Annotated in this window: 20 protein-coding genes and 1 tRNA gene; 13 read left to right on the plus strand and 8 right to left on the minus strand. The window is 61.4% G+C overall.

Annotation, left to right across the window (positions count from 1 at the left end; translation table 11 throughout):
• Positions 1-99: 99 nt before the first annotated feature.
• Positions 100-771, plus strand: coding sequence for an Ig-like domain-containing protein (locus BM400_RS20880; protein ID WP_089843603.1), 672 nt, complete (start codon positions 100-102; stop codon positions 769-771).
• A gap of 49 nt (positions 772-820) precedes the next feature.
• Here BM400_RS20880 and BM400_RS20885 read toward each other — a convergent pair whose 3' ends face one another.
• Together BM400_RS20885 and uvrA are read right to left on the minus strand one after the other, a co-directional pair.
• Complete coding sequence (locus BM400_RS20885) at positions 821-1708, minus strand: CPBP family intramembrane glutamic endopeptidase (protein WP_089843606.1); 888 nt, start codon at positions 1706-1708, stop codon at positions 821-823.
• Complete coding sequence (uvrA, locus tag BM400_RS20890) at positions 1708-4845, minus strand: excinuclease ABC subunit UvrA (RefSeq protein WP_089843608.1); 3138 nt, start codon at positions 4843-4845, stop codon at positions 1708-1710. The genes BM400_RS20885 and uvrA overlap by 1 nt, the downstream gene beginning before the upstream one ends.
• Before the next feature lie 221 nt (positions 4846-5066).
• Between uvrA and BM400_RS22240 the strand changes: the two genes are divergently transcribed.
• Positions 5067-5231 carry a hypothetical protein gene (locus tag BM400_RS22240; RefSeq protein ID WP_175529179.1) on the plus strand — a complete coding sequence of 55 codons (165 nt, stop codon included), beginning with the start codon at positions 5067-5069 and terminating at the stop codon, positions 5229-5231.
• A gap of 269 nt (positions 5232-5500) precedes the next feature.
• A complete protein-coding gene (locus BM400_RS20895) occupies positions 5501-7180 on the plus strand; it encodes a beta-L-arabinofuranosidase domain-containing protein (RefSeq protein ID WP_175529180.1) in 1680 nt (559 codons plus the stop codon).
• Positions 7181-7321: 141 nt separating this feature from the next.
• Here the strand turns inward: BM400_RS20895 and BM400_RS20900 are convergent, their stop codons facing one another.
• Positions 7322-8056: a hypothetical protein gene (locus tag BM400_RS20900; RefSeq protein WP_141224033.1), complete on the minus strand. Its 735-nt coding sequence runs from the start codon at positions 8054-8056 to the stop codon at positions 7322-7324.
• 178 nt (positions 8057-8234) lie between these two features.
• Between BM400_RS20900 and BM400_RS20905 the strand changes: the two genes are divergently transcribed.
• The 3 genes from BM400_RS20905 to BM400_RS20915 all read left to right on the plus strand — a co-directional run bounded on the left by BM400_RS20905 (position 8235) and on the right by BM400_RS20915 (position 11094).
• Positions 8235-9251, plus strand: a complete 1017-nt coding sequence (locus tag BM400_RS20905) for a hypothetical protein (RefSeq protein ID WP_245782065.1) — start codon at positions 8235-8237, stop codon at positions 9249-9251.
• 123 nt (positions 9252-9374) lie between these two features.
• Positions 9375-10022, plus strand: coding sequence for a nitroreductase family protein (locus BM400_RS20910; RefSeq protein WP_089843620.1), 648 nt, complete (start codon positions 9375-9377; stop codon positions 10020-10022).
• Positions 10023-10122: 100 nt separating this feature from the next.
• On the plus strand, positions 10123-11094 hold the full coding sequence (locus tag BM400_RS20915) for an alpha/beta fold hydrolase (protein ID WP_089843623.1): 972 nt from the start codon (positions 10123-10125) through the stop codon (positions 11092-11094).
• Positions 11095-11112: 18 nt separating this feature from the next.
• Here the strand turns inward: BM400_RS20915 and BM400_RS20920 are convergent, their stop codons facing one another.
• The 4 genes from BM400_RS20920 to BM400_RS20935 form a co-directional block, all read right to left on the minus strand.
• Positions 11113-11649, minus strand: coding sequence for a UbiX family flavin prenyltransferase (locus tag BM400_RS20920; RefSeq protein WP_245782091.1), 537 nt, complete (start codon positions 11647-11649; stop codon positions 11113-11115).
• A gap of 83 nt (positions 11650-11732) precedes the next feature.
• Positions 11733-12317 (minus strand): YkgJ family cysteine cluster protein, encoded by a 585-nt coding sequence (locus BM400_RS20925; protein WP_089843627.1) that lies wholly within the window; start codon positions 12315-12317, stop codon positions 11733-11735.
• Positions 12317-12784 (minus strand): DinB family protein, encoded by a 468-nt coding sequence (locus BM400_RS20930; RefSeq protein ID WP_089843629.1) that lies wholly within the window; start codon positions 12782-12784, stop codon positions 12317-12319. The genes BM400_RS20925 and BM400_RS20930 overlap by 1 nt, the downstream gene beginning before the upstream one ends.
• Positions 12785-12974: 190 nt before the next feature.
• Positions 12975-14018 (minus strand): glycosyltransferase family 2 protein, encoded by a 1044-nt coding sequence (locus tag BM400_RS20935; protein WP_089843631.1) that lies wholly within the window; start codon positions 14016-14018, stop codon positions 12975-12977.
• 37 nt (positions 14019-14055) lie between these two features.
• Here BM400_RS20935 and BM400_RS20940 point away from each other — a divergent pair, with 37 nt between their 5' ends.
• From BM400_RS20940 to BM400_RS20950, 3 genes are all read left to right on the plus strand, one after another.
• Positions 14056-14535 carry a TlpA family protein disulfide reductase gene (locus BM400_RS20940; RefSeq protein ID WP_342714613.1) on the plus strand — a complete coding sequence of 160 codons (480 nt, stop codon included), beginning with the start codon at positions 14056-14058 and terminating at the stop codon, positions 14533-14535.
• Positions 14536-14614: 79 nt separating this feature from the next.
• Entirely contained in the window at positions 14615-14881 is a 267-nt protein-coding gene (locus BM400_RS20945) for a hypothetical protein (protein WP_089843636.1), read from the plus strand.
• A gap of 54 nt (positions 14882-14935) precedes the next feature.
• A tRNA-Arg gene (locus BM400_RS20950) sits at positions 14936-15012 on the plus strand.
• Positions 15013-15027: 15 nt separating this feature from the next.
• Here the strand turns inward: BM400_RS20950 and BM400_RS22315 are convergent.
• On the minus strand, positions 15028-15591 hold the full coding sequence (locus BM400_RS22315; RefSeq protein ID WP_217644138.1) for a hypothetical protein: 564 nt from the start codon (positions 15589-15591) through the stop codon (positions 15028-15030).
• Between the two features lie 193 nt (positions 15592-15784).
• Between BM400_RS22315 and BM400_RS20960 the strand changes: the two genes are divergently transcribed.
• Genes BM400_RS20960 through BM400_RS20975 form a run of 4 tightly spaced genes read left to right on the plus strand, consistent with a single transcriptional unit; the run spans position 15785 to position 20262 of the window.
• Positions 15785-17053, plus strand: coding sequence for a Fe-S-containing protein (locus BM400_RS20960; protein ID WP_089843638.1), 1269 nt, complete (start codon positions 15785-15787; stop codon positions 17051-17053).
• Complete coding sequence (locus BM400_RS20965) at positions 17053-18363, plus strand: ABC transporter permease (protein ID WP_089843641.1); 1311 nt, start codon at positions 17053-17055, stop codon at positions 18361-18363. Before BM400_RS20960 ends, BM400_RS20965 begins: the two co-directional genes overlap by 1 nt.
• A complete protein-coding gene (locus BM400_RS20970; protein WP_245782066.1) occupies positions 18364-19512 on the plus strand; it encodes an ABC transporter permease in 1149 nt (382 codons plus the stop codon).
• Between the two features lie 15 nt (positions 19513-19527).
• Positions 19528-20262, plus strand: a complete 735-nt coding sequence (locus BM400_RS20975; protein ID WP_175529181.1) for an ABC transporter ATP-binding protein — start codon at positions 19528-19530, stop codon at positions 20260-20262.
• The last annotated feature ends 262 nt before the right edge of the window (positions 20263-20524 follow it).

Consider the following 20524-nt stretch of genomic DNA (forward strand, 5'->3'; position numbering starts at 1 on the left):
GCACGGGGTATGCACGAAATTGTATCGCACCCCGCCCGCGTAACCCGTTGCCATCAACATCCACGTCCACACCAGGCAGAAAAGCTGTACGAGGTTTGAGTGCGAAACATACACCGCAGTGTCTCCAAGTGGGCCGTCGCCATCCTGACCCTGGCCGCCGCCACCGCACTCACCGGATGCGCCGGCTTCTTCTTCAGCACCCGCACCACCACGGACCTTACCGGCTCCGCAACCACCGTGGCCTACGAGACCTCCCTCACCCTCACCGCAACCGTCTCCACTGCGGAAGCCACCGGAACCGTCACCTTCTACGACAGTTCCACCAGCCTCGGCACCGGCACCCTCAGCGGAGGCATCGCCACCTTCACCACCACGGCCCTAGCCATCGGAACCCACACCCTCACCGCGGTCTATGCCGGCGACGATACCTACACCGGCAGCACCTCCAGTTCCATTACCGTCCTCGTCAGCGAAAGCCTCACCACCACGACCACCGCCGTCTCCGCCTCGACCTCCACCGCCACCTACGGCTCGGCGGTAGCTTTCACGGCGACCGTTTCCTCAACGCTGGCCACCGGCACCATCAACTTCTACAACGGCACCGCGCTCCTTGGCAGCGCGACCGTATCCAGCGGCACCGCAACCCTCAGCACCACTGCCCTCGCCCTGGGAACCCACGCCATCTACGCGACCTATGTCGGCGACAGCGTGTACGCCACCAGCACATCAGGCACCGTAACCGTCACCGTAGAAACCGCCGGGGCAACATAGAAAAAGCAGAGGCATGTGCCTCTGCTTTTCACTTTTTTTGGAATTCGATCTACCGTGTCAACTTCTCCAGATGCGTGAACCCCTGGCTCCCGATAAATGCCGTAAGAAAAACCGCAAAGTTATAACTCGCGTGTAACAGCGTTGAACATGCCACAGACTGCGTCTCGAGCCTCACCCATGTAAAGAATCCTGAGACACACAATAGCAACACCACCAGAGGCCACGTGTACGCCAATTGCGCCCCATGCAGCAGCGCAAAGAAGATGCTCGTCAGCAGCCCCGAAAATACATACGAAGCCGTAGTCAGCGTCGTCGTCGAGCGCCACCGCAGCACCGCATCCGGACTCCGTGAAAGCGACAACCAGTCATACGCAATTGCCAGCGCGGGAAACAGGAACCCGCGAAAGAAGATCTCCTCAATCAGCGGTGCCAGCAGAGTTCCCATCGCACAGGTAATCCAAACATCCGTCCGCGTACGAAAGAAGTCATCCATCGGCATCGACTTCGGCATCGTCACAAAGTGCGAAACGATCTGTGCGAGATACGAGACCACAATTCCAGCCGGGATCAGCTTCAACGCAAGCGCCCGCGCCTTCGGTGCGTTCCACTGAATCCCATCCGTAAACCCGCGCTCCCACAGATGTGGAAAGATCAGCCACGCCGCCAGCAGCGTTCCAATATAAATCCCCGCCTGCGTGGCCAGCAGATACGTCGGATTATGCACCGCATCTTCAAACAGATGCGGTGCCCGGTAAGCGCCCGTGACTAACAGCAGAGCCTGCCGCGCCAGAAAGAACGCTCCAAACAGGATCGCCAGAAACACCAGGACATGTCCCATATGCGGTATGCGCGGTGGTGCCTCGCCCTCGACGGGGGCAGGCGACGGTGTCTCGTAATTTCCCTGTTCCACCGGAACCAGAGGAGGGATCGTGCTCATTAGGCCCTGGCCTTTTTCACTGCTTTCTTCGCCACCGATTTTACTGCTGTCTTCTTAGACGCGGATGAAACCTTAGCCGAAACCTTCGTCACCTTTTCCGGCTTCGCCACCGAGTTCCCGCCAGACGTCGTCGTTGGACGCCCCGTCTTCTTCTCCGGTGCCACAAACTTCGGCTTCAGGCTTTTGTCCCTGTCCGCCGCCGCCAGAATCGTGCTCGGCTGCGGCCCCGCGTTGCCTTTGCCCATCACCACTGCAACCGCACCCGGCCGGCTCTCAAAGTGCTGCTTCAAAAATTGCCCCGTATAGCTTGCCGCCACGGTCGCGATCTGCTCCGGCGTCCCATGCGCCACCACAGTGCCGCCGCCCTCGCCGCCCTCCGGACCCATATCCAGGATGTAATCCGCATTCCGGATGATGTCCAGATTATGCTCGATGATCATCACCGAGTTCCCAAGATCCGTCAGCCGGTGCAGCACCTCCAGCAGCTTCCGCACATCGTCGAAGTGCAATCCCGTCGTAGGTTCATCCAGCAGATAGAGCGTCCTCCCCGTCTGCCTCTTCGAGAGCTCCCGGGCCAGCTTCATCCGCTGCGCCTCACCGCCTGAAAGCGTCGTCGCCGACTGACCCAGGTGAATGTACCCAAGCCCCACATCGACAAGCGTCTGCAGCTTTACATTGACCGCTGGAATGTCTTTGAGAATCGGCACCGCATCCTCAATCGGCAGATCGAGAATATCCGCGATCGACAGCCCCTTGAACTTCACCGACAGGGTTTCCTGATTGTAACGACGTCCGTTACATACTTCGCAAAGCACATACACATCGGGCAGAAAGTTCATCTCGATGCGCCTCTGCCCCTCGCCCTGGCACGCCTCGCATCGTCCGCCCTGCACGTTGAACGAGAACCGCCCCGGTTTGTATCCACGCTCACGAGACTCCGGTAGCATCGCAAACAGATCGCGAATCGCCGTGAACACACCGGTGTACGTAGCCGGATTCGAGCGCGGTGTGCGCCCAATCGGCGACTGGTCGATCTGGATCACCTTATCGAGCTGATCGATCCCAATCACCCGGCCATGCTTGCCAGGCTCTTCGCGCGAGCCATACAACTCCTTCGCGAGCGCCCGGTAAAGGATGTCGTTGACCAGGGTCGACTTACCCGATCCACTCACCCCCGTGATCACCGTCATCACGCCAAGAGGAAAATGCGCCGTCACATCCTGCAGGTTGTGCGAGACCGCATTCTCAACCGTCAGCCAGTTGCCGCTCAGAGCACGCGGATTCGCCCGCGCCACAATCTCGATCTTCCCCGCCAGATACTGCCCGGTCACCGAGTTCGGATTCGCCATGATCTCCGCCGGCGTACCATCCGCCATGATCACGCCGCCGTTCTTGCCCGCGCCCGGCCCAATATCCAGGATGTAGTCTGCCCGCCGCATGGTGTCTTCGTCATGCTCGACCACCAGCACGGTATTCCCAAGATCACGCAGCGCCTCAAGCGCCCGGATCAAGCGGATATTGTCCCTCTGGTGGAGCCCAATCGAAGGCTCATCCAGCACATACAAAACCCCACGCAGACGAGAACCAATCTGCGTAGCCAACCGAATCCTCTGCCCCTCGCCACCCGACAGCGTAGCCGCCGAGCGATCCAGCGAGAGATAGCCCAACCCAACCGCGACCAGAAACTCCAGCCGCTCGATAATCTCCCGCTGCAGCCGGTCCGCAATGATGCGGTCCCGCCCCATGAAGCTCATCGTCCGCGCAGCCTTCAGCGCGCGCTCCAGCGACAGCCCCGTAAAGTCCGCAATCGACGGCGAAGCGTCCGCAATCGGAATCGTCACAGCCAGCGACTCTGGCCGCAGCCGATGCCCCTTACACCGCGGGCAGGTCGTCGCCGACATGTACTGCATCATGTACTCGCGATAGCCTTCGGACTTCGTCTCTTCCAGATTCGAGCGCAGGTAAGCGAAGATCCCGTGAAACCCCGTCCGCCCCACTTCATTCCGCGGAGGTCCATACAGCAACACATCCTGCTGCGCCTTCGTCAGGTCCGCGAACGGCACCTTCAGATTGATCTTGTACTTCTCCGCTGCTAGCTTGATCAGCCGCAGCAGATACTGCGATCCCGACCCCGGCCCCATCGCCCCATCCAGCAGCGGTCGCGACCAGTCCGTGATCGTCTTCGCCGGATCGAAGTCATAGATCGATCCCAGTCCATGGCACTCAGGGCAAGCCCCATACGTCGAGTTGAAGGAGAAGCTCCTCGGCTCCAGCTTCGGCACATTGATCCCGCAGTCGGGACAAGCCATCGAAGAGCTGTACAGCGTCTCATCCAGCTCCCGCGACGAGTTCTGAATCCCGATCAGCACCAGCCCGTTGGCCATCTGCAAGGCCTTCGCAACCGAAGCCTCCAGCCGCCGCGTGTCATACTTCGGTCGCGCCGTCTCGCCCTCCGCGGCAGCCAGAGCCGCGTTCGCATCCTCCGGCACAGTCGTCGGCATCGGTTTCAAAATAATGCGGTCGACGATCGCCTCGATCGTATGGTTCTTGCGCTTCTCCAGCCGCATGCCATCCGTCAGCTCCGTCATCTCCCCATCGATGCGCGCCCGGAATCCCTGCTGGTCGAGCTGCTCCAGCTCCTCGCGAAACTCACCCTTGCGTCCCCGCACGATCGGCGCAAACACGGTGATCCGCTCGCCTGGAGCCATCTGCACAATCCGCTCCACGATCTGATCCGCCGACTGCCGTGAGATCGGCCTCGCACAGTTCGGACAATGCGGCTGCCCCACCGACGCATACAGCAAACGCAGGTAGTCGTAGATCTCGGTGATCGTCCCGACCGTCGACCGTGGACTCCGCGAAGTCGTCTTCTGCTCGATTGATATCGCCGGCGAAAGCCCGTCGATCGCATCGACGTCCGGCCTCTCCATTTGGTCAAGAAACTGCCGCGCATACGCCGAAAGTGTCTCTACGTATCGCCTCTGCCCCTCGGCATAGATCGTGTCGAAGGCAAGCGAACTCTTGCCCGAGCCCGAAAGCCCCGTGACCACGGTCAGCGTGTTCCGCGGAATCGAGACCGAGACGTTCTTCAGGTTGTGCTGGCGTGCGCCGCGAACGGTGATGTGTGTAATGCCCATGAAGTTTGGTGGGCCGCTCAAACCGCAGGAAGGCCCAGTCCTCTAGAATACGGCATTTGCGCCCCGAAGTATGCGTCCCATGCCATCGCCCGGTTCAGCACGCCGGGGGAGTTGGCGAAAAAGTTACGTATTCGATGACGCAACACCTTTCACCCCCTTTTGTTGAGCTAACCCGCATCCTACTGAGAGAATGAATCTGTACCTTCCCCGGAGGAATCGCTGTGGGTCTCTCGTTGCTTTTGGTCTGTGCCGTCCTGGCCTCCCTGACCGCCGGCGTCCTCGTCGCCTACGGAATCTGCGTCGCCATGTTCTGGGTCTTCCGTATCCACTCCCAGCAGGTCCACGCACGCCGCCAGCTCGCCACCGCCAAGGTAGTCGAAGGCTAGTAGCTCCGCGCGCCATCGGTTCCCCTCTTGTTGTCATTCCCGCGGGGAATATGCTGCCGCCCTTAGTGTTGTTCCGCTTCCAGGTGCACCTAGGCCTAGCCTTGGGTCTGAAAGAACAGCAGAAAGCGCGCTTTACCCCTTGGGGTGTGCCTTCCTGTCCCCGCCACCAGCGCCACACCCACGAAATCCTTCCATAGCCTACTCGTCAAAGCTACCCCTCTCCGTCTATAAAGTTTGCAAACCAGCGCGCCGAACACGGAGGAGCTGAATTGAATCGACGCCACTTCCTGACCCAGACCGCGGCTGTCCCCTTTTCCCTTAAAATCCTCGCCGCGCACGCGATCATCGTTATCCCTCCCACACCGCTGGCAGACCGATACCGCCTGACCCGCGACCGAATCCTCCACGGGACCGCCCCCGCCTACACGCCGGACTTCCTCCTCGAAGACATCACCGCCACTCCCGGCCGCCGCTTCACCAACTTCTCCGGAGACGTCTCCGGCCGCTGGATCGGCGCGCTCGCCACCTCCGCCGTAACCTACAACGAAACCTTCCCTACCCTCGCTCCGGTCGTAGCCCGCGTCATCGCCCAGCAGCACGCCGACGGCTTCTTCGGCAAGGCCTTCCACTACGATCACCCTGACGACAATGATCTTGCCCTCCTTTGGGGCAACGGTCGCCTCCTCATTGGCCTCCTGGAGTACTTCACCCTGACGGGTGACCCCGCAACCCTCGCCTCCGCACGCCGTCTGGGCGATTTCCTCGTTAAGCTAGGCCCCAAATACAACTCCAACACCATGGCCGAAGAGTTCGGAGCCTCCCACTTCGCCTCCAGCTACATCTGCTGGACCCAGCAAAACGAAGGCCTCGCAGCCCTCTACGCCGTCACCAGGGAAGAGAAATACCGTGACCTCTGCCTCGCCATCGCTCAACGCATCGAGCGCCGCCCCGCCGACCACGTCCACGGCTACCTCTGCAGCCTCCGCGGCGTCATGCTGCTCTACAAAGAGACACGCGACCCATCCCTGCTCGCCATGGTGGAGCGCGAATGGAGCTCCGTGACGGAGTCCCCCGACCTCCTCCTCACCGGCGGCGTCCCCGAGGCCTGGACGCCCAAGCGCGCCCGCACCGAGGGCTGCGCCGAGTGCGATTGGCTCCGCCTCAACCTCCAACTCGCCCAGGCCACCGGCAACCCAAAATACATTGCCTCTGCCGAGACCACCCTCTTCAACGAGTTCGCGATGAATCAGTTCGCCACCGGAGACTTCGGCCACGGCGAGCTCGACTCCGACGGCGTCACCAACTACCTCCGTGTACGCGCCTGGTGGTGCTGCACCCTGCACGGCATGCGCGCCTTCGCCGACGTCACCAACAACGCCTTCCGCGCCACCGAAGACGAAATCACCTATCTCCTCCCAGTAGACGCCACCCACACCACCGCCACCGTCACCCTTCGCGCCACGAGCGCCCTCGCCACGAACGGCACCATCACCATCTTCGCTACAAGAGCTAAGGGCCAGACCCTAACCATCCGCCGTCCCGAATGGGCCACCCAGATGCAGCTCATCCGCAACGGCAACCCCGTCTCCGGCACCAAAATCCGGAACCTGAAATCCGGCGACTCCATCACCATCGCCTACGCGATTTCCCACCGCTCCGCTCCCTGGCGCACCACCGGCACTGCCTTCTGGTACGGCCCCTGGCTCCTTGGAGCCGCCTCCGAGGTCAATCCCGGCTACTCCAACGAACTCCACCGCCACAACATGCTGGAGACCAAACTGAACCCCACCCGCATCCCAAACGGCCCCTTCCGCGTCCCCACTGCCGCCGCCAAGGCAAGCTATCTTCCCGCTGAGTTCCCCGAACAGCCCCAGACAGTCGAACTCCGAGCGGTCGCCGAGCAAACCGCCATGCCCTCCACACCCTGGCAGCTCGTCTTCAAAACCTAAATGGAGCTCCCAGTTGGGTGCCCCACATCCCGATTTTGAGATGTGGGTTCTTGAGTCCGCAAAGAGCGTCATTTCCCGATGGGAGACAGCCTCCAGGTCAGCGGAAAACGGAAGGGCACAGCTTCAGCACCGCCGCAAACCTTACTGAGGCTGCGTCGCACTCTGCTGCTGCCGCAACTTCTGCAACTGCTCGAAGATCTGCTGCGGCGTAGCCACTCCATTCGGACTCTGTGGCTGCGATCCATCCGTGGATGCCGGAGTCGACGAAGACGGCGGATTATCCGTATTCACCGGATTCCCCCCACTCACCGGACTCTCCTGCTGTGCTGGAGGAGGAGGTTGTGGCGGAGGAGGCACATACTCTCCGCGCGGAGCCCGGTTGAACCGGTTCTGCGGCGTAATCGGCCCACCACCATCGTCGCCGCTAAAGCTGGCCGCATTCGGATTCGGAGGCGTAGCACCACCATGCCGAGGGGTCAGAATCAGCTCTGCCGGCCCATCCGCCGAGTTCTCCACAATCATCACATTCGAAGCCGTCCCATCCAGCAGAGACGTAATCACCTTGCTCGCCGGCGCAGGCCCATACGTGCCGAACACCTTGTCCTCGGCCACGCCGCCGGTAATCTTCATCCCGGTCAGGCGCCCGATCTCCCGCAGAATCTGGTTCAGACTCGAGTTGTTCGCCGCCACCCGCAGCAAGCCGCCCTCATAGCTCACATCCGCCCGCTGCGTCGGCACCGTCCCTGTCGCAACCGGCCCCGCCGTACCCACAGCCAACGCCGTCGGAGCCGTAGCAGGCAGAGCACTCTGGCCCATCGCCGCACCAGCAAACCCCAGCCAAAGCCCAGCCAAACGAATTGGAGAAAGACGCATCATCGTTATCCGTAAGACGTTGACAGCCAGGGAATGTCCCGGCCTCCCCCTCAGCTTAGTCTCTTTTCACCTCTCCGAAAAACGCCTTTTTCGCCCTCACCCCATCCCCCGCGGGGTTTCCATTCAATTTCGGGCATCTATGAAATAGACTGGCTCTGTCCACAGGGCTTCGAGGAGATCTATGGTTGGCCGTATCAAAATGTCGTTTGCCGTAGCAACCATGCTCATCGGCACAGTCGCCCACGCCGAGTTGTGCACGACGCAGTCGCAGATGAAGCCGTCCGAGCGCGATGCCCTCGCCGCCGCCGCCCTCTCTCTCGCCCAGAAGGTTCAGGCCGGCAACGCCGACGCCATCAAGGCCATCACCATCGCGGAGTACGCCGGCAACTTCGGCCCCATCGGCTACGCCGTCAACAACACCGCGCCCAGGGCCAAAGGTGCCACCCCCGTCGTCGAACAGATCTACCTCCTCGACGGCACCACCATCAAAAAGCAGCCCGACGGCTCCACCCCCGACGCCCAGTTCTTCTGCTCCCTTAACCGCTCCGTGCAGGAGACGGACTTCGTCATCCCTAACCTCCCCCCGGGCAAATACGGCTTCGCCATGGTGAACCTCCCCGGCGCGCCCTCGCCCTATCGCCTCTCGTTCCTCGTTCGTCAGGACGCAGGACAATGGCTCCTCGCCGGCTTCTACCCCCAGCCCCTCACGGCCGCCGGACACGATGGCCTCTGGTACTGGAAGGCGGCCCGCGACCTCGTCGCCCAGAAACAGCCCTGGTCTGCCTGGCTCTACTACCAGACCGCCCAGGCCCTCCTCCGGCCGGCCGGCTTCGTTCAAAGCTCCCACCTCGAGGCCCTCCGTAACGAGCAGACAAAAAACGCCCCTCCCGCTCTCGCAGAGGGAATCTCCACCGATACACCCCTCGTCGTCAAGGGACCGGATAACGTCGAGTACCGCTTCACCTCACTTGAAACCGACGACTCCCTTTCAAAAGACCACGTCGACGTAGCCGCCCATATCCACGCCGACCCCATCGCCGACCAGGCCCTCGCCCGCAAACGCAACCTTGCAGCCATGACCGCTCTGCTCACCGTCTACCCAGAACTACGCAAGTCCTTCCACGGAATCTGGATCTTCGCCGACTCAGGCACAGGGAACCCCTTCGCCTCCGAGCAGGCCATGGCCGACGTACCGTGAGACCATACTTTCATCCTGCACTTTGAACCAACCCTTTTTTTCCGCGACAGAAGAATCTCCTTCGCAGTCCCAGTTCTTGATAGGTTGAAATCGCGTCCCAATGAAGGACGGCAGAGGTTGACGATGGAAAACAGTTTGAAGACGTTGTCCGAGGCAATTCACGAACGGCGCGCAACGCCCAGCTTCGATGGCGCACCCCTTCCCGAAGACGATCTCGTCAAGATTCTCGAAGCAGGCCTCCATGCCCCTTCCGGATATAACCTGCAACCCTGGCGCTTTATCGTCGTGCAGGAACCCGCTCACAAAAAGCGTCTCCGTACCGCCTGCTACAACCAGGCGAAGGTCGAAGAAGCATCGGCGGTCATCGTAGCCTGCGGAGACTCCGACGGCTGGCGTAAAGATCTCGACGACATGCTTCAGCAGGGGCGAGCCGGAGGTATGCCCGAGAGCTACGCCTCGCAGGCCAAAAGCTCCGTTCCGAGCTACATGTCCGGCTTCTCCACCAATGAAATGAAGGGCTGGCTCAACAAGCACGTCATGATCGCCTTCACCACCATGATGTGGATGGCCGAGACCATGGGCTACGACACAGCCCCCATGGAAGGCTTCGAGCAGGAGAAGGTTCACGAGGTTCTCCGGCTCCCGTTGAGCTATCATGTTGTGGCCATATTGGCCGTCGGCACTCTCAAGGGACAGGACAAGTTCGACGGAGGCCGCTTCGATATGCGCCGCACCGTCTTCTCCGAGGAATTCGGCCGCCCTTTGCGCTAATATCGTTGCCGTTGGAATGAGAGTGGGGCTTAAGCCCCCGGGCCGTTAGCCGTTCTTATCCTTTCGATCCTGGTTACGCCTTGCTTTTCGGAGCCCTTGGTTGAAGACTTTTCTTAAAATCGTAGGAATCGCCGTCCTTCTGGCCATCCTCGCCAGCGGAGTGACGTTTTACCTCCATCCCCTCGCCGTCAACGACTCCATCCTCCGCTACAAGCTCTGGCACGCCGGCGTCCAGAGCCACTACGTCGAAGCGAACGGCTACGAACTCCACTACCTCGAAGCCCTACCGCCCTCCGGCTCTCCTGAACACACCGTCGTCCTCATCCACGGCCTGGGCTCCCGCGGCGAGGATTGGGCTCCCCTCATCCCCGGACTCGCCGCCGCCGGCTTCCACATCTACGCCCCCGACCTCCTCGGCTACGGCCGCTCCCCACGCCCCGACGTCCCGTACACCATGGACCTCGAAGAGAAGACCGTCGTCTCCTTCCTTGACGCGCTCCACCTCGCCAAGCCCGACGTCGGAGGCTGGTCCATGGGGGGCTGGGTCGCCCTCAAGCTCGCCGTCGAACATCCCGACCGCGTGCACCGTCTCATGCTCTACGACTCCGCCGGACTCTACTTCCCGCCCACCTTCGATACCGACCTCTTCGCACCCACTAACCGGGCCGGCCTCGCCCGCCTTATGTCCGCGATCTCGCCCCACCCGCGCCTCATGCCCGGCTTCGTCCAGGACGACGCCCTCCGCAAGCTCCAGCGCAACAGCTGGATCGTCAATCGTTCCATGGCTGCCATGGTCAGCGGCAAAGAACTCATGGACTTCCGCCTCCATCTCATCCAGCAGCCCACCCTTATCGTCTGGGGCAGTCATGACGACCTCATTCCCCTGAGCGCCGGCGAACGCATGCACAAAGGCATCGACCGATCCACCCTGGTCGTCATGGAAGGCTGCGGACACCTGGCCCCCGCCGAGTGCTGGAAGCCCGTCGAAGAGACCACCCTGGACTTCCTCAAAGCCGACCCGCCACTCGCTCCAGGCCAGAAAACCATTCCCAACGCCGACCAGCACAACTAGAAGGCAGACTAATCCTACCTACGAATTCTTACCCCACTCGTAAGCACCAGCCTGCTTCAACCCCACAAACCCCAGCACCCGCTGTACAAAACTCCGAGCCATCTCACCCGTATCCTGCGGTCGGTTATACAGCGTAGGAATCGCCGGAAAGATCGTAGCGCCTGCCTCCGCCGCCACGGTCATATTGCGCAGATGAATCCTGTTGAAGGGCGTCTCCCGCACACAAAGAATCAAAGGCCGCCGCTCCTTGAGTGCGACATCCGCGGCCCGCTGAATCAAATTCGCGGCCAGCCCCGCGCTAATCCCCGCCAGCGTCCCCATCGAGCACGGCAGCACAATCATCCCATCCGACGGATAACTCCCGCTCGCAATATTCGCGCCGATATCGTTATGCGCATGCACCTGGATCCTCTCGCACGCGGAGCCGACCACCTTCTCCACCAGCCCCGTCCGCCCCGAGATTCCCATCTCTTCCGCGAACACCCGCAGCGCACTCTCGCTCACCACCAGGTCGACATGCTCCACCCGCTCATCCACCGCGAGCATCCGCAGCATCTCCACGGCGTACACACTGCCGCTAGCCCCAGTCACCGCCAGACAAAGATTCTTCACCCCTCGATTATCGCCGATCCAGGCTGTCACACGCCCCGCAACGCATACGCAATCAAAGTCTGCCCACCGACCCCATGTGCCGCGTCAAACTCTTCGTTCGAAGCCTCCTCCACCTCCGGAAAACCAGGATCCAGCTCACACGCCGCAATCTCCTCCGTCGTCGCATGGATGTAGCAAAGCTCGCATGTGGCCAGGTTCCCCTCCTCCGTCCTCATCGGGGGCCCAAACGTCCGGCAAAGCACAGGCCGTGCCTCATACAGGTCGCAGGTTCCAGTCTCCATATCCAGCACCGGACAAGGCTCATCGTTCGCAAACTCCTCGAACAGAATCGCCGCCTCATAGTCCTCGCCCAGCACTCCCGTCTTCCGATCACCCGGAAACCACGGATCGATTCGAGCCAGCGACTGCAACACCCGTCTCCGAATCCGCCCAGCCTTCTCCTGATCCACAAGCCCCGTCAACCCCTCCCGCAGCCGCGCCGCATCCTGCTGCGCGATCGGAAACACCCCCACGCAGCACTGCGAACACCCCGGCCTGCAAACAAGATGCTCCCCCGACCTCTCCACCGACGAGGCCAAAGCAGCATCCGCAATCTGCACCAGACGATCCATTAAATCGTCCTCACATGATGCTCCAGATGCGCGATGTAATCCTCCACGATGAACCCCAGCGTAAGCGCCTCTCCCTCCAGCATCCACGTGTGCCCCAACGTCCGAGGATCGATCCCAGCGACCGTGTGCGCCAAATGCTCGTTCAAAGCGAAAAAAAGCTCCACCACCGAAACCCACGGACGTGCCTCATAGCGCTGCACACGAACCCAGCCCTCCTGCTCATAACCCGGCATCACCAGTGTCTCCGCCAACTGCAACCGAACGATCCTCTGCTGGTTGTTCATCGCCGAATCGCAAAGGTGCCCCACCACCTGCTGTGCGCTCCACTTCCCTTCCGCTCTGGGAACTCCCGGCGACTCCAATCCTGCCAAGGCAGCCTTCGCCAAAGCCAGAACACCATGCAGCTTGTCAGCCAGGACAACAGGGTCTAACGTCGCGAGATCGCTCGGAGTCGTGTAGGTAGGCATGTACTCAGCATAGTCCTGTCGGGGCGTCCGCACGCCTCGCTACCCCTTCGCACGGAGGGCTTGAAGCACCGACGAGTGAGGGTTGCAGCATGTACTCAGAATGAACTCATCCCCTTTCTTACTGACTTGTATAACGGGGAGTCTTTGCGAGCGGTCTCCTGCCAATTGTCTTTCATGCAGGCCTCGTATCTTACTGGGCTGGGTAGCTTCTTCCCTTCCAGGTGACTTGTTTGGCGACCCGGTGGAGTTGCAGGCTGCGGGCCAGCAAGAAGATGAATAATGGAACTCCGAGGATGGAGATCACCGTGCCCTGGAAGCCAGCGTGAGCGCGAGCTACGCGGCTGTAGAAACGGAAGACGGTGCGAACCCAAAGGACGGCGATGACCTCTCGCTGCCAGGTGGCCAGGAACGGGAGACCGAGAGCGATGGCGGGAAGGCCGAAGAAGAGAAGGAGGTCGAGAATACGCCATAGGATGAGAGCGACCGGCGCGGGAAAGAGAAGGACAAGATTCTTACTCCAACCCTCGATCATGCTGGGTGTATCGCGATACATGCGCGCGGCGACCATCTCCGGCGCGTAACGGAAGCGGAGGCGACGCTGCGAGCGTTTGAGGTTGCGGGCGAGGGCTACGTCTTCGAGGATTTCGGGGCCGATGGCACGGTGGCCTCCGATGGCTGTATAGGCCTCGCGATCGATGAGGATGAACTGGCCGTTGGCGGCGGCAAGGCGGTCGGCGGGGTCTGAGACTTTAGCCGGGGGATAGACGCTGGCGAGCTCCGAGAAGATGAGCGGGGTGACGGTGGCCTGGAGGAAGCCGGTGGTGATCTGGCGGGGGGAGTAGGAGAGCATCGCGGAGTCGTGCTTCTCGGCCTCGCGCATGGAGCGGGAGAGCGAGTTGGCGGCGTGGATGGTGTCGGCGTCGGTGAAGAGGAGCCACTTCGGCTGAAAGTTCGCGATGGCATACTGGGCTCCGGCCCAGCAGGCGTTGGTCTTGCCGTGGAAGCCGCTGTTCGATTCGAGTTTGGGGGCTTCGAGGACGGTGACGCACGGGTTAGACTCGGCGAGCGCTCGGGTGCGGTCGGTGGAGGCGTCGTCGACGACGATGAGCTGCCAATGGACGCCGAGCTCGAAACCGGGTTCGGACTGCGCGAGAATGGACGCGAGGCAGGTCGGCAGAGCGGCCTCTTCGTTGCGGGCAGGAAGGATGACGACGAGTTCGGTAGAGGCTGGCATCGGGTTGTTCGTATTATAGGAAGTGGGAGACTTCTCTGTGCGGCGACTGATTCTGGGCTTGATGGCGGTGATGACGATTGCGGGATGCGAGCGGGGGGATCATCCTTCGAATATCGGAAAACCGGCACCGCTGTTTGCCGTCTCGGATGGCACTCAGACAGTGGATTTGAGCAAGCTGCGTGGGAAGGTCGTGGTGCTGAACCTTTGGGCGACGTGGTGCACGCCTTGCCTGCAGGAGCTGCCTAGCCTGATCAAGCTGCATCATGACATGCCCGATATCGATATTGTCGCCGTAAGCATGGACGAGGACGATACGGTGTACCGGGAGTTCCTGACGAAGCGTGGGGTGGACTTTACGACGGTGCGGGATGCGAGCCAGAAGATCAATGCGCTGTATGGGACGGCGCAGATTCCGGAGACGTATGTGATCGACCGGCAGGGGGTGCTGCGGAGGAAGTTTGTCTCGGCGCAGAACTGGACCAGCCCGGAGATTGAGAAGTACCTGGCACATCTGTAGGGGAAGGCTTGGGCTGACGGAGCCTAGTCCAGGTCACGCAGAAACGGCCGCCCGCGCAGGGCGCTGATAGAATATCGTCATGACGCAGCTTGATGTGGTGTACCGCTATGGAGTGCCTCCGACCGAGGCGGCGATGCTGGCAATGTCCAAGGCACGCGATGTGTATGGCGTGAGGGCGCTGGTGCTTTCCGAGGCTGAAAAGACCGTGCGCGTGGAGTACGACGCGACGCGTTTGACCGAGGCGGTGATTCACCAGTTGCTGCGGCGCTCGGGGCTTGACATCGTGGAGGTCGTGCCGATGTTTCGCGCACCGGCTCCTCCGCCTGAGCCGGTTGCGGCAAGCTAGAGCAAGGGTTGATTTCGAAGCTCGAATCGGCTATTCTGAATCAGTTGCATATGTGCGCCCGTAGCTCAGTTGGATAGAGCGGCTGGCTACGAACCAGTAGGCCGGAGGTTCGAATCCTTCCGGGCGCACCATCTCTTCCCACCCTCCTAATTTGAATCTCCAGGCATCAGATTCTGCGGCATGTCCGTCAGGATCGCCTTGTTGTTTTTGTAGTCAATCTTCCAGACGCGGTCGAACTGCGTGTCGGGCCATTTGGCGTAGGGCAGGGTGGCTCCCAGTGCCGTCGCCAATGCAGGCAGATTGCCGTGATGCCAGGCGACGAGGACGACTTTTCCGGCATATTGGCCGCTGAGGAGCTTTTGCGCGAGTTCGGTATAGTTGTCGTTCTCGATGGTGTTGTCGATGGGTAGGTGAAGGGTCACGGACAAGGGTGTGATGGTCTGGACAGGGCGGTTGGAGTGCTTGCTCTGGTGGGTGGCGAAGAGGACCTGCGGGGTGGGCAGGGCCGGGATGTGGCCGGGGACGAAGAGCTGCGGGAGGAGTTTGGCGCGCTCAAAGCCGGTGGGGGACAGGTCGATCTGGCCGTCGGTGAGCTTTTCGGCGTGGCGTATGAGAAGAATCGTCGCGGGAGCCTGGGCGAAGCCGCCGAGAGGCACAAAGAGCGTAGACGCAGCGATGAGGAGGAGAAAGACACGACGGAGGAGGGTCATTCTGGAAGGATGACGCACATTGCCGTGGAGAAAGATGAATGGCGTGCAAATTCGTTGCTCTGAGAAGCGAGGAAAAGGCGCGTGGGCAATTGACGACCAATTTAGTCCTCAATAGACTAAGAGATGGCGGTTGCGTTGCTTTCGAGCGTCGCGCGCAAGTTCGGGAACGGTTCCGGAACGGGAAGAACGGATCATGCTGCAGGCCTTTATCATCACGCTGCGCGAGGGCGTGGAAGCTTCACTGATTATCGGAATTGTGTTCGCCTACCTGAGCAAAATCGGTCGGCATGACCTGAAAAAGACAGTGTTCTCGGCGCTTGGCGCGGCGATTGCGGCGTCGGTGGGCGTGGCCATTGTGCTGACGCACCTGGAGTTCAACCAGGACATCTTCGAGGGCTGGGTGATGCTGGTGGCGGCGGGGTTCGTCGTGAGCATGATCTGGTTCATGCACAAGACGGCGCGGTCGATGAAGGGCGAGATCGAGGGCCGGATCGCGAAGCTGACGGGCGGCGAGTCCAAGGTGGGACTGTTCTTCTTTGTGTTTTTGCTGGTTCTGCGCGAGGGCGTGGAGACCGTTGCGATTCTTTCGGCGGTGAGTCTGAACTCGACCGAACTGCTGAGTTTTACCGGGACGCTGCTGGGTGTGGCGGTGTCGGTGGTGTTTGGGGTGCTGTTTATTCGCGGCAGTGTGAAGATCAACCTGCAGCGGTTCTTCCGCGTGACGACGGTGATTCTCTACTTTGTGACGTTCCAGTTGGTAGTGAGCGGACTGCATGAGTTGAGCGAGAACCATGTGCTGCCTTCGAGCCAGACGGAGATGCGTCTGATTGGGCCGATTGTGCGGAACGATCTTTTCTTCTTTGTGACGATGCTGGCGCTGGCCGGACTGATGATGCTGATGGAGTACAAGCGGCGCGCTCCGGTGGTGTTGGCGCAGACCGCGACCGACGCCGACCGGCGCAGGGCGGCGTGGAGCCAGCGGCGCGAGAAGATGTGGATGACCGCGGTGGTCGCGACGAGCTTTGTGTTTATCTTCCTTTCGACGGCCGAGTTTATCTATGCAAAGAGCTCGACGGCGCTGTCGCCGACGACCTCCGTGACGCTGGTGGGCGAGCAGGTAACGGTGTCCACGAGCGAGATCAACGACGACAAGCTGCATCGCTTTGGGGTGCATGTGGACGACGGACAGGGACACGCGCCGGAGGTGCGGTTTCTGCTGTTCAAGAAGCCGGATGGGAATATTGTTTCGGTGGCGGATGCCTGTTCGATCTGCGGGCCGGTTGGGTTCTATATCGGGTCGCAGGGGATTACGTGCAAGATGTGCGCTTCGCCGTTGAACGCAGCTTCAATGGGACAGCCGGGTGGGTGTAATCCGATTCCGCTGAAATCGGTGGTGGGCGGCGGTGTGGTGACGATTGCGGCGAGTGATTTGAAGGCGATGGCCGGGGTGTTCGAGAAGTGATGTTCTGGCGCCTGCTGATGGAGAGCTTCGTCCGTCAGCGGCGAAGGAAGGCACTTGCCGGGATTGCGATTTTGCTGGGCACGACCGCCGTGACGGCCATGCTGGCGATGGCGCTTACGATTGGGGACAGGATTCATCGCGAGCTTGCAGTGTATGGGGCGAATATCGTGGTGACGCCTGCCGCGGATGCGCTTTCGGTGAAGATCGGTGGGGTGGATCTGAAGCCTGCTGGCGGAGCCTACCTGAAAGAGTCCGACCTTGCGAAGCTGAAGGCGATCTTCTGGGCAAACAACATCACCGGGATGAGCCCGCAGCTCTCCTTCCGGACGCTGATTTCCGACGTGGGGGGGACCGAGAGAAAGGTGGACGCTGTCGGCCTTTGGTTCAACCATCCCGTTGGCTCAGGAGATGCCCGGACGGGCGCACCGCAACTGCATCCAGCATGGAAGTTGACCGGGCGCTGGCCGCTGGGTCCCGATGAAACTGTACTGGGAGCCGAACTTGCGAGGACCTTGGCGAAACATACGGGCGATGTGATCGACCTGCAGCAACCGGGAGCGGTCGGTGGTGCTGCGGGGGGTGCCGCTCTCACGATTACCGGCATCGCCGATACAGATGGTCCCTTCGACAAGGCAATCCTGATGCCGATGGCGACAGCCCAGAAGATCGCGCATCTGCCCGACGCTATCGACCGCGTCGATATTTCCGCGCGGACGAAGCCAGAAGATGCATTCGCGCGGCAGGATCCGGAGAAGATGTCTCCGAAGATGCATGAGCTCTGGTACTGCCGTCCGTATGCGAACTCGATTGCGTTTCAGATTCGCGAGGCGATCCCCGGGGCGCAGGCGGAGCAGGTGCGGCAGGTGGAGCAGAGCGAAGGGACGATCCTGGATCGCATCGGCGGACTGATGTGGCTGATCAGTGGCGCGGCTTTGCTCGCGGCAGGGTTTGCGGTGAGCGCTGCGATGGCGACGGCAGTGCTCGAACGGCGGTCGGAGATTGGGTTGATGCGGTCGCTGGGCGCGAGCAAAGGTTCGATTGCGATGCTCTTTTATGCGGAGACTGGTTTGCTTGCTCTGGTGGCAGGAACCGTTGGCTATCTTGCCGGATCGGGACTGGCAGCGTGGCTGGGCGGACATATCTTCGACACGCCAGGCAGTGTGCCCTCCGCGCCGATCACGGTCTTCAATCCGGTGCTCCTACCGGTGGTCGTCGGCATGGGGCTGATCGTGGCGATCCTGGGGAGCACGCCTTCCATTCGCGCGGCACTGAGTATGAACCCTTCGGCGATTCTGCGGGAGGACTCCTAGATGGCTGCTCCGCAGATCAGCATGGGGCGCATGTTGCGGCGCTCACTGATTCATCGGCGCGCACGCAGCCTGAGCGCGTTGATTGCGCTGACGGTTTCGGCTGCGGTTGCGACGGCTCTGCTGACGCTCTATGCCGATCTCGATGCGAAGCTGCACCATGAGTTCCGCAGTTTTGGCGCGAACGTGGTGGTGACGGGCGCACCCTCCGGGGAGGCTACCGCCGCGGCGACGCCGGATAGCACAACCGTGGCGGAGGTGCTTCCGCTGGATGCGCTGAAGAAGGTGCGGGCGTCCGTGAGTTCCGATGCCATCGTCGCGGACTTTGGCTATGCGGTGGCTACGACCGATCGGGGCACGCCTGTTGTGGTTGTTGGGACCGACTTCGACGCGGTGAAGAAGCTGGACGCGTGGTGGCAGGTGGATGCCTGGCCGGAGGGTGAGAAGGATGCGCTGCTTGGACAGAAGGCCGCGAACTTTGTTGCCGATGAGCACGCTCTGAGGCTTACCTTCGCAGGCAAGGAGCTTGTGCTGCATGGCGCGGGACGGCTGCGTACAGGCGGCGATGAAGATAGCCGCATTTATATCCCGATGGAGACTTTTACCCAGTGGACCGGGGCCGGAGCGACGGCCATCGAGGTACAGGTTCCGGGTGGTGCGGCGAAGGTGGATAGCGCGATCGCGCTGATGAAGCAGGCGCTGCCGGGGATGAAGGTTGAGCCTGTGCGGCAGCTTGTCGAGGGCGAATCGCGCATTGTGGATCGCACGCATGCGCTGATGTATGGAGCGGTATTGCTGATCGCGTTGACGGTTGGGGTGTCGGTGCTGGCGACGATGTCGGCGTCGGTGCTGGAACGGCGGCGCGACTTCGCATTGATGAAGGCGCTGGGCGGATCGCAGGGGCAGATGATCGGGATGTTCCTGCTGGAGGCGATGGTGCTTGCCGGGGCCGGGGTGGTTGCGGGATACGTTGTGGGCTCGGCCGCGGCGTTCGGGATCAGCGAACTGAACTTCCACACCGCTACGCTTCCGCGTGTGGGGGTTATTCCGGCGGTGATTCTGTTGAACGCGGTGATTGCGGCGGCGGCGGCGCTGTTCCCGGCGCGCGTGCTGCGCGGCCTACAGCCTGCGGCGCTGTTGAAGGGCGAGTAAAGGAAGAGAGAGACCATGGCGGAACGCAGAGACATTTCGATGGAGACCACGCGCCCCGAGTGCGCGGTGATCAGCCTGCGTGGGGTGACGCGCGACTATGCCGGACGCTCAGGCACGGTGAGGGCGCTGGACGATGCTACGTTCTCGATTGTGGGGGGCGAGTGGGTGGCGATTACGGGGCCATCGGGCTCCGGCAAGAGCACGCTGGTGAATATGCTGGGGTGTCTGGACAGGCCTACGGCTGGCGAGTTGAAGATCGATGGCGTGGATGTTGCCAGCATGAGTGCCGGGGAGTTGGACCGATTTCGCGCGGACAAGATTGGATTCATCTTTCAGCAGTTTCACCTGATTCCATATCTTTCGGCGCTCGAGAATGTGATGCTGGCGCAGTACTTCCATTCGATGACGGACCAGGGGCAGGCGCGCGAGGCGCTGGACCGTGTGGGGCTGGGCAAGAGGGCGGACCATCTGCCGAGCGAGCTTTCGGGTGGAGAGCAGCAGAGGGTTTGTATTGCACGGGCGCTGATCAATCATCCTCCGATCCTGCTGGCGGATGAGCCTACGGGCAATCTGGACGAGGCGAACCAGAAGATCGTCGCCGGACTGCTCCAGGATCTGCATCGCAATGGGCACACGATCGTGATGGTGACGCATGATCCGGAGATGGCGGGGCTGGCGGGGCGGAAGATTGCGCTAAGCCATGGGAAGGTCTTTTGTCATCCGGCGCGTGGGATGGTTACGCTCCGCTAGATTTGTCTCCCAAGGCGGCTTCGGCTTAAGAGCATGGGCTTGTGATGAGCGTCACAGACTAGGGCGGCTGACGGCCGCAAGATGATGGCACGAGGTTCTCTATGCCGACGCCACTTCCTCCTTCCGCTAAGCGCTGCAAGTGCTCTGGGCCATGCCCCGGGTACGGAACGCAGATGACGTGCCCACCACTGATCGTGCTCGCGGTGCAGGAGATGTACCAGGCCGCAGCCGAGTTTGCCGCTTCTGGTCTCTCCGTGCCCGT

It is taken from the genome of Granulicella pectinivorans, from assembly GCF_900114625.1.
Taxonomy (GTDB): domain Bacteria; phylum Acidobacteriota; class Terriglobia; order Terriglobales; family Acidobacteriaceae; genus Edaphobacter; species Edaphobacter pectinivorans.